This window comes from Marinovum sp. PR37 (assembly GCF_028807375.1).
GTDB classification, from domain to species: domain Bacteria; phylum Pseudomonadota; class Alphaproteobacteria; order Rhodobacterales; family Rhodobacteraceae; genus Marinovum; species Marinovum algicola.
The window spans coordinates 1-13,252 of the sequence record NZ_JARAML010000048.1 but is presented as its reverse complement, the minus strand read 5'-3'; the positions used below and the strand labels follow the sequence as shown (position 1 = coordinate 13,252).

Below are 13,252 nucleotides of genomic sequence, written 5' to 3'. Positions count from 1 at the left end.
ATCCTGATTGACGCCGGATTCTCATCTTGTTTGTCGCGCTGCACCAAGCACCGTCCCCGGCGCAATTCCGCGAGGCCTGCGGCTTTCACGCGTCCGCCACGGTGTGCGAGGAAGGCATCAAGTACGCAGGTATCGTTTACTCCAACCAATTCATCCGCCAGCAGCGCATGAAGCGCATCGCAGATCGCATTGCGGCGCCGGGAGAGCGCGTCGAGATCATGGTTGATCCGCATGATATGGGCTCGATTTCTGTCTTGGCGAACGGCGACTTGATCAGCGTTACCGGAATCACCAGTGGCGCGGCCGGCAAGTCTCTACGTGAATGGCAGGAAGAACGGAAACTGGAGCGCATGATGCGCGAGGCTGAAAATCTCGAGCACGACAGCGCACGTCGGGAGGCGCGTGACCTCTGGCAATCGCTTGCTCGATCCATCACGCGCGCATCAGATGTCGGCATCTTCGGCTACACTCAGAAAGAAATCGACCGGGCCAAAGCCGAGGCCGAGTTCGGCAAGGGGCAACACGAGAAGCCTTTTGTCGGTCGAGACGAGTACGAAGATCCTCTGACGGAAGGGGGCTACAGGATGGCCGATCCGCTGGTCGATGACGACGAGAACGACCCGGATACCCTCCATGAAGAGCCGAAGACCAGCATGGATAGTTTCAGGTCCAGCGCCCGAAATCGGAAGCGCAAGAAGAAGTAACTGAGAACGGCGGTGCAAAAGTCGGCCACGGTAGCGGCGGGATGAGCCCGCTGCGGGCCGCGTAAGAGTCGTCCACCTTTGCCCTTTCTGGCGACAGGGAGGGCGGGAGGATTTTCACCCGCTGCCCGGCAGTGGTTTGCTTGCAAACCATGAGAGGGGGGATTTGTATCGGAAGGTTCGGCGCGCGTGTGCTGAGGGCATGAGCCAGCGAGAGGCCGCGCGGCATTTCAACATCTCGCGCGACAGCGTCAGGAAGATGATGGCGTATTCGGTTCCGCCCGGATATCGCCGAACGGCACCTGTGAAACGGCCGAAGCTGGATGGGTTCACCGGGATCATCGATGGCTGGCTGGAGGGTGATCGCGAGGTTCATCGCAAGCAGCGGCACACGGCGAAGCGGGTGTTCGAGCGGCTTCGCGATGAGCACGGGTTCACCGGCGGCTACACGATCGTGAAGGATTACATGCGTCAGCGCGAACGTCGCGGCCGCGAGATGTTCGTGCTGCTGGCACACCCGCCCGGGCACGCCCAGGCCGACTTCGGCGAGGCGGTGGTCGTCATCGCTCGCCATTGCGGAGGGCCTGGTCGGCTATTCCCGTCGCAACTTCATGGTCCCGATCCCGCGGTTCGCGACCTGGGACGCGTTCAACGATTATCTGGAAGGTCATTGCCTCAAGCGCCAGGCGGATGTCCTGCGTGGCCAATCCGAGACGATCGGCCAACGCCTCGCGCGGGATCTGGCCGCGATGTCCGACCTGCCGGCGGCGCCGTTCGATGCCTGCGATCAGGCTACTGGCCGGGTCAACTCCCAGGCGCCCCCTCTCGGCGATGTATAGCATCGCCTGCCGGTCAGCGGGTGCGCTACAAGACCAACGACTACTCGGTGCCGGTCGCCTATGGCCACCGCGATGTCTGGATCCTGGGTTATGTCGACGAAGTGGTGATCGGCTGTGGCGGCGAGGTCATCGCTCGACATCCCCGCTGTTATGACCGCGAGGACATGGTCTTCGATCCGGTGCATTACCTCCCGCTGCTCGAGCGTAAGATCAACGCCCTGGACCAGGCGGCACCCTTGGCTGAATGGAACCTGCCACCGGAGTTCGCAACCCTGCGCCGCCTGATGGAGGCGCGGATGATCAAAGCGGGACGTCGCGAGTATGTCCAGGTGCTGCGCCTGCTCGAGACCTTCGATCTTGACGATCTCCATGCCGCCGTGAAGAAGGCAACTGGGGGCGGTCGGCTTTGATGCGGTCAAGCACCTCCTTCTCTGCCATGTCGAGAGACGGCCGCCAAAACTGGACCTCGATGTCTACCCCTACCTGCCGCGCGCCGAGGTCGCGACCACCTCCATGGCCCTGCTGTCGGGGGATGCAGCATGACCGCGGGTCCGAAGATCCTGCTGGCCGATCACCTGAAGACGCTGAAGTTGCCTACCTTCTTGCGGGAATACGACAAGCTCGCCCGGCAATGCGCCACCGAAGGTCAGGATCACATCCAGTTCCTGGCGCGCCTCGTCGAACTGGAACTGCCCGGCGGCGTGCGCCGCCAATGCTTTAGTTGCGCGCCTTTGGCGCGACCGCGTGCGCCGGATGATCGAGTGGCGTATCAAGGCCGCGAAGGTCCCGGCCACCAAGAGCAAGGCGATCCCGAAGCTCAACAAGATGCAGGTGCTGGAATTGGCCCGCTGCGAATGGATCGAGCGGCGCGAGAACGTCATCGCCCTCGGCCCGAGCGGCACGGGCAAGACCCTTGTTGCCCTCGTGCTGGGGCTGGCCGCCTGCCAGAAGGGCATGTCGGTCAGCTTCACCACCGCTGCTGCCGCGCTGGTCAACGAGCTGATGGAGGCCCGCGACGAACGCGGCCTGCTGCGCGTCCAGCAACAGATGGCCACCGTCAGGCTGCTCATCATCGACGAGTTGGGCTTAGTGCCGCTGTCCAAGACCGGCGCCGAGCTCTTGTTCGAGTTGATCTCCCAGCGCTACGAACGCGGTTCCACGATGATCACCAGCAACCTGCCCTTCGACGAATGGACCGAAACATTCGGCACCGAACGCCTGACCGGCGCACTGCTCGACCGGCTGACACACCACGTCAACATCCTCGAGATGAACGGCGAGAGCTACAGGCTCGGCCAAAGCCGCGCCCGGAAAGCCAAAGTCCGCAGCTGATCATCCGTCACAAGATTGGCCCTGTGGGCCAATGCGCCATGGCACGCGCCAGCTATCTGGGGAGCGCGCGTGCCATGGCGCGTGGCGTCCCGCCACGGGCCTGGTTTTGCGCCGCCACGTGGCCGGATTTTATTCCGCCGTTGACAGTGCCTTCGTCGAGGGTGGCATCGAGGCGCAGACGCGGCAGGTGCCTGGAGAACGCCAAGGCGGTGCCGAACGAGGCGGGAGCGGACCTGTCCCAAGTGGTGAAGGCGGCAAGTTTCGGTCCATCGCAACCGAAGACTAGAGTAGGGAGGTCGCTCGAGAGGCCGGGAACCGCGCGGCGCGTGAGTACTCGGAAACGCTGGATGATGCCGCCTTCGGGGCCGCGTCACCGAGCCAGGCAAACGTGGCAATTCTGGTCGAAGTCATGATTGTCGAACTTAAGGCGATACTGGATGACGGGATCGCCCGAACCCCCGATGAAGTTAACCTGCGATGATCCTCGTTTATGGCTTTCCGCAGCGGTAGGGCTTTAAATTCCGTTGGGATAGCCGCTTGTGCCTGGTCACTGGCAATGCATAGCGTTACGGAAGCCCAAGGCTTTCGAAAGCTGCTTCGCCGCCGAAGCCAATGCCGTCCGCGCGCTTTCGATCCCCGGTGCTTCACTAACTTGCGAGATATAGCCGGTGGCGACCGCGGCCACCACGCCGCGGGAATCAAAGACCGGCGAACAGAGATCGCGGACACCCGCGATCATGTTGCTGGGGGAGTCTGCATACCCCGCATCGCGAATACGGGCTAGCCGGTTAGTGGCTTTTTGCCTTTCCTGCGTGCCAAAGCTCGCAAGATAGCGCTGTTGTACGTCCTCCGGCGAAAAGGCGAGGATGACCTGCCCGGAACTTGAGTGCTCTATCGGGAACAGACCGCCCGTACGCACGGCATATCCGGCAGGGAGCGGACTTCGGGAGGCTGCTAAAACGAGCACGAATTCACCGCTAAGGACGCACAGGTGACAGGATTGTTTCACCTGCGCCGAAAACCGCTCAAGAAACGGAGAGGCGGTCAGGATCAGGTTTTCCGTTGGCTCGTGGCGGTGCGACAATTCGAACATCTTGAGCGTCAAGGCGTAGCGGCTGCTTACCTGATCTTGCCGAAGGAAACCGCGGTCGGTGAGGTAGATCACGATGCGGTATATTTCTCCCATCGTGCGGTCCATCGCGTCGACGAGTTCATTCATCGTCATGCCCTGAGGGACGTCAGCGAGCAGTTCCAGGACGTCCAGCGCCTTTTCGACGGCGGGGACGCCTGACTTTTTCCTGCCTGCCTGTTTCGACGCGATCCCGATCTTGCTCATTTCAGAGACCCTTCTCGGGAGGGGCGGCGATTGTCGATCTCTCGACAATCGAAAGCGGGCTGTCACTCAGCAAGATCTCGGTGGATTTCGTCGGGCCCTGGCAAACGACGTTCACCGCCTTTTCGCCAAGCGCATACAAGGGCATCTGCACGACGGTCAGCGCCGGGCGAAAGACGGCCGCGATCTCTGCGTCCTGAATGCCGATGACGGAAAAGTCCCGGGGGACGGTGAAGCCGCGATCCAGAAGCATGGACAGCGCGCCGATGGCGGTGATCACGTTGGCGGCGACAACCGCCGTCAGATCGGGTTTGCGGTCCAGCAGCGCGGCGATGGCTTCGGCACCTTCGCGGAACGTGGATGCAGCGTGTTCCGTGGCCTCCGGATCGAATGGAATGTGGTTTTCCTCAAGCGCCAGATGCCAACCCTGCCGCCGGTAGCGCGCAAATTGCAGGCTGTCGCTCGCCCCGAGGAAACCTATCCTGCGGTGCCCGGCGTCGATCAGGCGTTGTGTGGCCAGCCGCCCGGCGGCTTCGTCGTCCAAGCGCAGCAGGGTGGCATTGCGCGCCTTGCCCGATTGCAGCAGGACGGTGGGCACGCTGCGCTGCGCCGCGCGGGCCAGCGCCTTGTCCATTGCGGTGCCGGCGCCTTGCAGGATCAGCCCGTCGATGCCGTTTCCGGCGATCAGCTCTTCGATCCGTTTTGCCCCGTCGGTTTCGCCCGAGGCTTCGCCCAGAAGAACCGCCTTGCCATGTGCCGCCGCCGCGTGTTGGGCGCCCGAGATGATCTCGGCGTAGACCGGGTTGGTGACGTCATGCACCACCAGCGCGATCATCCCGGCCTTGGCCGAGCGCAGGGACCGGGCGGCGGCGTTGGGCGCATAGCCCATCTCCTCGACCAATTCGAGCACCCGCTTGCGGGTTTCCTCGCTGACACGCAGGGTCTTGTCTCCGTTGACGATGCGAGACACGACGGCAGGAGAGACCCCCGCAGCCTTGGCGATTTGCGAATTTGTAACCATGCTGACCCTTTCTGCTCAACTTTCCGGCTGACCCGAGGTGGTCTGCGGCCGAGGACGCCCCTTTGGCAAAAAGGGCAGACCCGGCAGGCCCGCCCTTCGGTTGTTTCCGATTACATCACGCTTGGCAAATAAGTCGCCAGTGCAGGCACATATACCAGCAGGAAGATCAGCAAGAGCAGCATGATCCAATAGGGTGTGGCCCCGAGGAAGATCTTGCCGAGGGTGATCGAGTTGTCGCCCACCGCAGCCTTAACCGTGTAGACGCAAAGCCCAAGTGGAGGCGTTAGGATGCCGGCCTCGATTGCCAGGATGGCGATGATCGCGAATTGCAGCGGCTCAAACCCCGCCGCGACAGCGATAGGTGCAAAAATCGGGATCGACAGCAGGATGATCGAGGCCGAGTCAATGAACATCCCCATGATGAACCAGACGACGACCATCGTCAGCAAAAGTATTCCCGGCGACAGTCCCCAGCCCGAGATCGTCGCATCCAGCAATTCCACAACGCCGCCAAAGGCCATCAGGCGTCCGTAGAACTGACCGAAGATCAGCAGGAACAACAGCGGTGCGGACACCCGGCCGGTGTGAAGGATCGCTTCGATCAGGTCCTTTCCGCGCAACCCTTTGCCAAGCGCCACGAGAAAGCCCAGCATGGCGCCAATGCCCGCGGCTTCGGTTGGGGTGAACCAGCCGAACCAGATGCCGCCCAGCACAAGGAAGATCACGCCGATGGTGCTGAGCCCGCCCCATTTGTTGGAGGGCGTCAGCGGTGCGACCTTGGGCTTGGCCGAACCGCGCCCGGCTTCACCTACTGAGGCCGGGCGCAGGATCGCGAGGCCAAGGACGTAGATGCAGAAGAACCCGGCCAGCGTCAGCCCCGGCAGGATGCCTGCCGCGAAAAGCGCGCCGATCGACATCTCATTGAGCATGCCATAGATGATCAGCAGCACGCTGGGCGGGATCAACATGCCGAGGCTGGCACTGCCCGCAATGCAGCCAAGCGCCACGGAATCGCTGTAGCCCTGCGCCTTCATCTCGGGATAGGCGATGCGGGTGAAGGTGGCGGCCGAAGCGATGCTGACGCCGACGGCCGCGGCAAAAACCGTGTTGCCCGCGACCGTGGCCACGGCCAGACGGCCGGGCAGGGCGGAAAACGCACGGTTCATCAGCTTGTAAAGGTCGGTCGCCGCCCCGCTTCGGGCAAGGAATTCGCCCATCAGCACGAACAGCGGAATGACCGCAAAGACATAGTCCCGCAGCGCCTCGACCATCGTGGTCGACAGAAGCGACATGGCGAGATCAAAGCTGCCCGCGAAGACCCAGACACCCGCAATGGTGACGGCGGCGAGGGCGATATAGATGTGAAAACCAGCGACGATCAGCAGCAGAAGTGCTCCGAACATGCAGGCGACAAGGGTGATTTCCGTCATGTTCTCAGACCTCTACGGTGTCGTCGTCAGGCGTTTCGCCGAGGATCGCGGCCAGGGCCCGCAGCAGGTAGTTCACCGCCGCCAACCCGCAGCAAAACACCAGCACGCTGCGCACGGGATAGACGGGAAAGCGGAAATCGCCGCCGCCATAGTATTCGCCGATTTTCCAGGCGTGGAGCGTTGGCTCCCATGAGGCGTAAACCATGCAAAGAAAGACTGCCGCACCGGTCAATTCGCCCAAGGCCACGAGGAGGCGCCGGGCCGGGGCCGGCAGCACATCGAGCAGGATCGTGGAATGGAACATTCCGCCGGTCTGGATCGAATACGAGACCTGCAGAAAGGCGATCACGACGATGATGTTGCTGACGGTTTCGACGGTTCCGGTTAGCGGAGCGTTGAAAACGCCGCGCCCTACGACATCGCTGATGATCATCAGCGTGACCAGCAGGATCAGCAGCGCCGACAGGATATAAAGTATCCGGTTGAGGCTGTGGACAAAGGATTTCAAGGGCATCTGGACCTCTCGGGTTGCTGGGCCTTGGGTGGTCCGGCGGTGGGGAGGGCGCCGCCGGACCAAAGGGAGCATCGGTTTACTTGAACTGATACTCGTAGGGCCAGTCGTAGCCGAGTTCCTTGAGGTTCCGGACGTATGTCTCGAAGATCTCCTTGCCCGGCGCGCCGCGCGAAGTTGCCTCTTCAGCCATGGCATTGGGGTAGTCTGCCAGGCTTGCGGCCCATTTCGCCTGTTCGGCGACGGGGAACTCGACGATTGTCGCGCCATCGGCCTTCAGCTTGGCAAGGCCCTCGGCGTCGTCCTCGTTCGACAGGATCGAGGCGCGTTCCTCGTATTCCAGACCGACTTCGAGGAAGATATCCTGAATTTCCTTCGGCGTTGCGTTCCACTTTTCGAGGTTCATGTTGATCGACAGCGCCGAGGGCGATCCGAAGTTGGTGACGGTGAACTCTTTGCCGACTTCGCCCAGCTTGAACGCCTGATAGGGCCCAGGAAAGATCACCACACCGTCATAAATACCGGACTTCAGAGCATTATACGCCTCGCCCAGGTTGGTGGTCACGGTGGTGACGTCGATGCCGTCGAACCATTTCAGGTTCGGCCCGGCGGCGCCGATCTTCTTGCCTTTCAGGTCTTCGAAGTTCTCGAACGGAACCGTGCCGCCGACGCCGTAGTTGCCGTTGGCACCGAGGGCGAGGAATTTCTGGTTGTAATCGGTCTCGAAGACCTCGGTCAGCCACGGCACATCCTCAAAGGTCTTGCGCACGGCCTTGGTGGCCAGCACTGCGTCGCCGGTCTGGAAGGGGAAATAGAAGGGGAAGCTGTGGGTGAACAGCTCGGTCGGCTGGTGTGGATAGTTGATCACGCCGATATCGACGAGGCCAGAGCGCGTCGCGTCCAGAGTTTCCTGCAGTTTCACAAGCGATCCGGCATAGGCCTTGATCCAGCGGACCTTGTGATCGGTGCGTTCCTCCACACGCTTTGCCACTTCCGGTAGGTAGAACTCGTCCAGCGCCTGCATGTGCGACAAGCCGGCGACCGGGTGGCCCGATCCGACGCGGAAGGTAAAGGTGTCGGCCATGGCCGGCGCGGTCATGGTCAGCGTAAGCGCAAGTGTCGCGCCGGTGCCCGTGATTTTTAGGGTGGTCATTGAGCTGTCTCCTCCAGCTGGTTGAACGGTGCGCCCGGGTGTCCAGCCCGTGCAACCGTTGGAAATCACCCGACCGATGCTGCAAGAAGCGGCGAGGTGCCAAGTGAGTCGCCCTGCTTTGGTAAATCAATTTATCTCGCAAAAAAAGCCCTTTTTTTGATTGGTAAATGGTGTTACCAAAAATGCAGAATCGCTGAGGCACTGGCCCGGCGACATGCTGGCCGCGGTGTTGTGGTGGCGAAAACGGAGTTCTTGGATATGACGGGAAAAGCGGTAAAAGTCGCACTCGACGGCGTGCGCGTTCTGGACTTTACGCAGATGATGCTGGGGCCACTCTGCACCCAGACGCTGGCCGATATGGGGGCCGATGTGATCAAGGTCGAACGGCCGGGCAAGGGTGAGTGGATGCGCTCGATGCCGATGATCGGCGAGTTCGTCGGCGGCGACAGCGCGGCGTTTCATTCATTCAACCGCAACAAACGCTCGGTCACGGTCGATCTCAAGAGCGGCGAGGGCCGCGAGGTGCTGATGAAGCTGGCGGCCGAGTGTGACGTGGTGGTCGAGAACTTCCGCAGCGGCGTGATGGACCGGCTTGGCCTTGGTTACGAGGATTTCAAAAAAGCCAATGATAAGATCATCTATGCCTCCGGCTCCGGCTGGGGCAAGGACAGCTACCTCGCCAAGAAGGGCTGGCCGGGGCAGGACCTGTTGATCCAGGCGATGAGCGGCGTGATGCAGAATACCGGCCGCGCGAGCGAGCCGCCGACTGCCTGTGGCACCCCGATCGCCGATTTCGCTGCTTCCCAGGCGCTGGCCATCGGTATTCTGGGTGCCCTGATCGCGCGGGATCGGCATGGCGTGGGCCAGCAGGTTGAAACCAATCTTTATTCCGCCACGCTCAACCTCATGGCGCAGGAAAACTTTGCCGTGCTCAACCAAGGTATCGAACTGCAGCGGTCCGAGGCCGGCGTGGCCTCGTGCTGGAATGACGCGCCTTATGGCTCTTATCCCACCGCCGATGGTTGGGTGGCGATTGCCATGTGTCCGCTGGACAAGCTCGGCGCGCTTCTGGGTGATGAAACGCTGGGCTCAGTCGATCCTTGGCATGAGCGCGACACCGCCAAACGGCAGATCGACGGGCTGACGCGTCAGAAAACCACTGCCGAGATCATGGAGATCTTTGAAAGCGCCGATGTCTGGGCCGCGCCGATCCGCACCTCGGCCGAGGCCATGCAGGAGCTTGTCGACCTGAATTCGCCGCGGCTGGTCGAGATGGACCATCCCAAGGCGGGCCGCATCCGCGCCATTGCGAACCCAATCACGCTGAGCGAAACGCCGGTAACCCTGCGCCATGTGCCGCCCGCAGTGGGCGAACACACCGAGGAGGTCCTGACCGAATTGCTTGGCGCGGAAGAAGTGGTGCGGCTGCGCCAAGGGGGGGTGATCTGATGGCCGAAGACCGTCCGCACCCCAATCTGGTCCTCGAACGGCACGGCTTTGTCGAGGTGCTGCGTGTGGACCGGGAAGAAGCGCTTGGCGCGCTGAATTTCGAGATCATGGAAGCCATCGGCACCTATGTCGCTGCGCTGCCGGCCCGCATCGACGACGTGCGCGCATTGATCATCACCGGCACTGGCCGCGGTTTCGTGGCGGGGGCGGATATCGGCGGCTATCACGACGTCGGCCAGACCGTCTTTGACGGGTTCCAGCGCCGCTCGCGCCAGACCTTCGATGCCATCGCCAACCTGCCACAGATCACCATCTGCGCGGTCAACGGCTACGCGCTTGGCGGCGGGCTGGAGCTGGCGCTCTGTTGCGATTTCGTCTTCATCAACGAGAAGACCAAAGTCGGTCTGCCGGAAATCAAGCTGGGCCTTCTTCCCGGCGGCGGCGGCACTCAGCGCCTGACGCGGGTGGTTGGAGCCATGCGTGCCAAGGACATCATGCTGACGGGCCGTATGGTCACGGCGGCAGAGGCGGTGGGCTATGGCATCGCGATGGAAAGCTGCGCGCCTGACGCGCTGATGCCCCGCGCGCTGGAATACGGCCAGGCACTGACCGGCCAGGCGCCGGTGGCCCTGCGAGAGTTGAAACGCGTGATCGACGACGGGATGGACTGCGCGCTGAGCGCCGGTCTGACCCTCGAGCAGCGCGCGCTTGGCGGCCTGTTCGCCACAATGGACGGCAAGGAAGGCATCGCCTCCTTTATCGAGAAACGCGACCCGAAATTCATCGGACAATAACAAGGACCATCAAGATGAGCGCATCTGTCATCAGCTACCAATCCGGCCCCTTCACCACGATTTCCATGGGCCTGCCGGGCGATCACGAGGGCAAGACCGCAACCCGCGTCTTCTTTGTCCGCGGCGCCGACAAGATCGCCCTGGTCGACAGCGGGCTCGCCGGCGGCCTGCCCGCATTGCAGCAGGGTTTCGACGAAATGGGCCTGAAGCCCACCGACCTCGACTTGCTGCTGCTGACCCATGAGCACATGGACCACGTCGGCAACAACGGCTGGCTCAAGGCCGAGACCGGCTGCACCATCATGGGGCACAAGGCGCGCGCCGACCGGGTCGCCGACAACATGCTGAACGCCAAGGCCATCGTGCATGCCTTCCCCGAGGGCGAGCATTTTGACCTAAGTGCCGAGTATCTGGACTGGATGGGCCCCACCGCCGCCGGCATCGACGAATTCATTGCCGAAGGCGACAAGATTGACCTGGGCGGCGGCATCGTCCTCGAAACCGTCGAGGTTGTCGGGCATTCCATGGCCGAGGTCGGCTTTTTCGAGCAATCGACCCGCACGTTGATCATTGCCGATCCGCTGCTGCCGCCGTTCAACCCGGTGCTCTACCTCTACGAAGATCCCACCGCCATGCGCGCCACATTCGACAAGATCGAGGCCTTCCTCAAGGACCGCGACGTGCAGACCGTGATCTTTGCCCATGATGAGCCGAAGGGCGCCGAGGAAACCCAGGCGCTGATCGACAACTGCCGCGCGCGGGTGGACAAGGTCGAGGCCTCGATGATCACCCATATCAAGGCCAACCCCGGCATCACCTTTGCCGATCTGCGCGACAAATGCTGTGATGACCAGAAGGTCGTGCGCGAATGGCGCGCGCTGGTGTCAATCGATGCAAGCCTGCGCGATTTCGAGGCCAAGGGCCTGATCTGCAAGGAAGGCGAGGGCTGGCATCATGTCGGATAAGCCCCTCCCGCAGGCCGCGGTTCTCGGCTCGGGGACGATGGGCGCGCAGATCGCCCTGTCCCTCGCGCTTGGTGGCGCTTCGGTGCGCCTCTGGGGCCGCCGCCCTGAGGCACTGCCCGAGGCTGTCGCCCGCATTGCTGCCGCTTTCGATTTTCTGGCCGCCGAAGGTCTCGTCTCGCGCAAAGCGCGGGCCGAGGTCCTGGCCCGGATCGAGACGACATCGAACATGGGCGGGGCCGTCAAGGACGCCGGTTTCGTGATCGAAGCCGCCGCGGAAGTGCTGGAAGTCAAACAGGAACTTCTGCGCCGGGCAGAAGCGCTGGCGCCTCCGGCGGCGATCACCTCCTCCACCACCTCGGCGCTGGGGGCGGGGGATATCCAGTCGGCGCTGACCCGGCCCGCGCAGTTCTGCATCGCGCATTATGCCCAGCCCGCACACTTGGTGCCACTGGTCGAAGTTGTGCCGGGCAAGGACACCGATGCCGAGGTTACCCAGGCCGTGACCGACCTGCTGACCGCGACCGGCAAGGACCCGGTGCTCTGCCCGGATATCCCTGGCTTTCTCTGGGCGCGCATACAACACGCGGTGCTGCGCGAGTTCGCTTCGCTGGTGGGGCAGGGGCTGGTCACGCCCGAAGCCTGCGACACGATCCTGCGCAAGGGCTATGCCGCACGGCTGCCCGCGATGGGGGCGTTTGAACATGCCGATCTGGCCGGGCTCGACCTGATGAACGGCGATGCGGCCAAGGCGGTCTGGGCCGACCTCAGCACGGTCACCGACCCTGGCGAAACGCCGGTTGGCGCGCTCTTTGCCAAGGGACACACCGGCATGCGCAGCGGTCAGGGGTTCTATGATTGGAAGGACCGCAACCCCGATCAGTTCAAGGCTGACCGCGACGCCGAAATTGTCCGCCGGGTCAAGATCATGGCCGGTGGAAAGGTGGTCATAACGGGCAAAGAATCGGCCTGAACACCAGCCAAATCAACGTATTACGGGACGGAGGACGGTCTGATGAAAATCGGGACGCCAAAGGAAATTTTCGAGGGCGAAGCGCGGGTCGCCATGACGCCGGACTCTGCGCGGCAATTGCAGAAGCTGGGCTATGACTGCCTGATCGAGGCCGGGGCCGGGGCGAAAGCCGGGTTCTCGGATGATCTCTACCGCGAGGCCGGGGTCACCGTCGTCGACGGTGCCGAGGCGCTGTGGTCGCAGGCTGACATCATCGCCAAGGTGCGCCAGCCTTCCGAGGCCGAGCTCGACTACCTTTCCGCCGACAAGACACTGATTTCCTTCTTCAATCCCGCCGGTAACGAGACCGGGATGGAGGCCGCCAAGGCCAAGGGCGCCTCTGTCATCGCGATGGAAATGGTGCCGCGGATCTCCCGCGCGCAGAAGATGGACGCGCTGTCGTCGATGGCCAATATCGCCGGTTACCGCGCTGTGATCGAGGCCGGCAACAACTTCGGCCGCTTCTTCACCGGCCAGGTGACCGCCGCCGGCAAAGTGCCCCCCGCCAAGGTTCTGGTGGTCGGTGCAGGCGTCGCTGGCCTTGCCGCCATCGGCACCTCGACCTCGCTGGGCGCGATCACCTATGCCTTTGACGTGCGTCCCGAAGTGGCCGAGCAGGTCGAGTCGATGGGCGCCGAGTTCGTCTACCTCGACTTCGAGGAAGAGCAGCAGGACGGCGCCGCCACCGGCGGCTATGCCGCGGTCTCCAGCCCGG

The 13,252-nt window shown here is 62.8% G+C and carries 10 protein-coding genes and 3 pseudogenes; 8 read left to right on the top strand and 5 right to left on the bottom strand.

What is annotated here, in order from left to right; translation table 11 throughout:
- Positions 1-26: 26 nt before the first annotated feature.
- From PVW49_RS23160 to istB, 3 genes and pseudogenes are all read left to right on the top strand, one after another.
- Positions 27-704 carry a hypothetical protein gene (locus PVW49_RS23160; RefSeq protein ID WP_274591729.1) on the top strand — a complete coding sequence of 226 codons (678 nt, stop codon included), beginning with the start codon at positions 27-29 and terminating at the stop codon, positions 702-704.
- Between the two features lie 199 nt (positions 705-903).
- Positions 904-2,083: pseudogene (locus tag PVW49_RS23155) on the top strand (Mu transposase domain-containing protein).
- Positions 2,080-2,872 (top strand): annotated as a pseudogene (gene istB, locus PVW49_RS23150) (IS21-like element helper ATPase IstB). The pseudogenes PVW49_RS23155 and istB overlap by 4 nt, the downstream one beginning before the upstream one ends.
- Positions 2,873-3,419: 547 nt before the next feature.
- On the opposite strand, the gene PVW49_RS23145 reads toward istB, so the two are convergent.
- The 5 genes from PVW49_RS23145 to PVW49_RS23125 form a co-directional block, all read right to left on the bottom strand.
- Complete coding sequence (locus PVW49_RS23145; protein ID WP_274591728.1) at positions 3,420-4,208, bottom strand: IclR family transcriptional regulator; 789 nt, start codon at positions 4,206-4,208, stop codon at positions 3,420-3,422.
- Position 4,209: 1 nt separating this feature from the next.
- On the bottom strand, positions 4,210-5,226 hold the full coding sequence (locus PVW49_RS23140) for a LacI family DNA-binding transcriptional regulator (RefSeq protein ID WP_274591727.1): 1,017 nt from the start codon (positions 5,224-5,226) through the stop codon (positions 4,210-4,212).
- A gap of 110 nt (positions 5,227-5,336) precedes the next feature.
- The gene (locus tag PVW49_RS23135; RefSeq protein WP_274591726.1) at positions 5,337-6,656 is read right to left on the bottom strand and encodes a TRAP transporter large permease; all 1,320 of its coding nucleotides are present in this window, start codon (positions 6,654-6,656) and stop codon (positions 5,337-5,339) included.
- Positions 6,657-6,660: 4 nt separating this feature from the next.
- A complete protein-coding gene (locus PVW49_RS23130) occupies positions 6,661-7,170 on the bottom strand; it encodes a TRAP transporter small permease (protein WP_274591725.1) in 510 nt (169 codons plus the stop codon).
- A gap of 76 nt (positions 7,171-7,246) precedes the next feature.
- Entirely contained in the window at positions 7,247-8,320 is a 1,074-nt protein-coding gene (locus PVW49_RS23125) for a C4-dicarboxylate TRAP transporter substrate-binding protein (RefSeq protein ID WP_274591724.1), read from the bottom strand.
- 96 nt (positions 8,321-8,416) lie between these two features.
- Here PVW49_RS23125 and PVW49_RS23120 point away from each other — a divergent pair, with 96 nt between their 5' ends.
- From PVW49_RS23120 to PVW49_RS23100, 5 genes and pseudogenes are all read left to right on the top strand, one after another.
- The gene (locus PVW49_RS23120; protein ID WP_274591723.1) at positions 8,417-9,769 is read left to right on the top strand and encodes a CaiB/BaiF CoA transferase family protein; all 1,353 of its coding nucleotides are present in this window, start codon (positions 8,417-8,419) and stop codon (positions 9,767-9,769) included.
- Positions 9,769-10,563, top strand: coding sequence for an enoyl-CoA hydratase/isomerase family protein (locus PVW49_RS23115; RefSeq protein ID WP_274591722.1), 795 nt, complete (start codon positions 9,769-9,771; stop codon positions 10,561-10,563). Before PVW49_RS23120 ends, PVW49_RS23115 begins: the two co-directional genes overlap by 1 nt.
- 14 nt (positions 10,564-10,577) lie before the next feature.
- Entirely contained in the window at positions 10,578-11,528 is a 951-nt protein-coding gene (locus PVW49_RS23110; protein WP_274591721.1) for an MBL fold metallo-hydrolase, read from the top strand.
- Positions 11,518-12,498 carry a 3-hydroxyacyl-CoA dehydrogenase family protein gene (locus PVW49_RS23105; protein WP_274591720.1) on the top strand — a complete coding sequence of 327 codons (981 nt, stop codon included), beginning with the start codon at positions 11,518-11,520 and terminating at the stop codon, positions 12,496-12,498. Before PVW49_RS23110 ends, PVW49_RS23105 begins: the two co-directional genes overlap by 11 nt.
- Before the next feature lie 42 nt (positions 12,499-12,540).
- Positions 12,541-13,252: pseudogene (locus PVW49_RS23100) on the top strand (Re/Si-specific NAD(P)(+) transhydrogenase subunit alpha); the annotation flags it as partial.

What these genes read in the sequence shown, in the direction of transcription:
- PVW49_RS23145 (WP_274591728.1), bottom strand. Translation starts at nt 4,208, where the DNA reads ATGAGCAAGATCGGGATCGCGTCGAAACAGGCAGGCAGGAAAAAGTCA.
- PVW49_RS23140 (WP_274591727.1), bottom strand. Translation starts at nt 5,226, where the DNA reads ATGGTTACAAATTCGCAAATCGCCAAGGCTGCGGGGGTCTCTCCTGCC.
- PVW49_RS23135 (WP_274591726.1), bottom strand. Translation starts at nt 6,656, where the DNA reads ATGACGGAAATCACCCTTGTCGCCTGCATGTTCGGAGCACTTCTGCTG.
- PVW49_RS23130 (WP_274591725.1), bottom strand. Translation starts at nt 7,170, where the DNA reads ATGCCCTTGAAATCCTTTGTCCACAGCCTCAACCGGATACTTTATATC.
- PVW49_RS23125 (WP_274591724.1), bottom strand. Translation starts at nt 8,320, where the DNA reads ATGACCACCCTAAAAATCACGGGCACCGGCGCGACACTTGCGCTTACG.
- PVW49_RS23115 (WP_274591722.1), top strand. Translation starts at nt 9,769, where the DNA reads ATGGCCGAAGACCGTCCGCACCCCAATCTGGTCCTCGAACGGCACGGC.
- PVW49_RS23110 (WP_274591721.1), top strand. Translation starts at nt 10,578, where the DNA reads ATGAGCGCATCTGTCATCAGCTACCAATCCGGCCCCTTCACCACGATT.
- PVW49_RS23105 (WP_274591720.1), top strand. Translation starts at nt 11,518, where the DNA reads ATGTCGGATAAGCCCCTCCCGCAGGCCGCGGTTCTCGGCTCGGGGACG.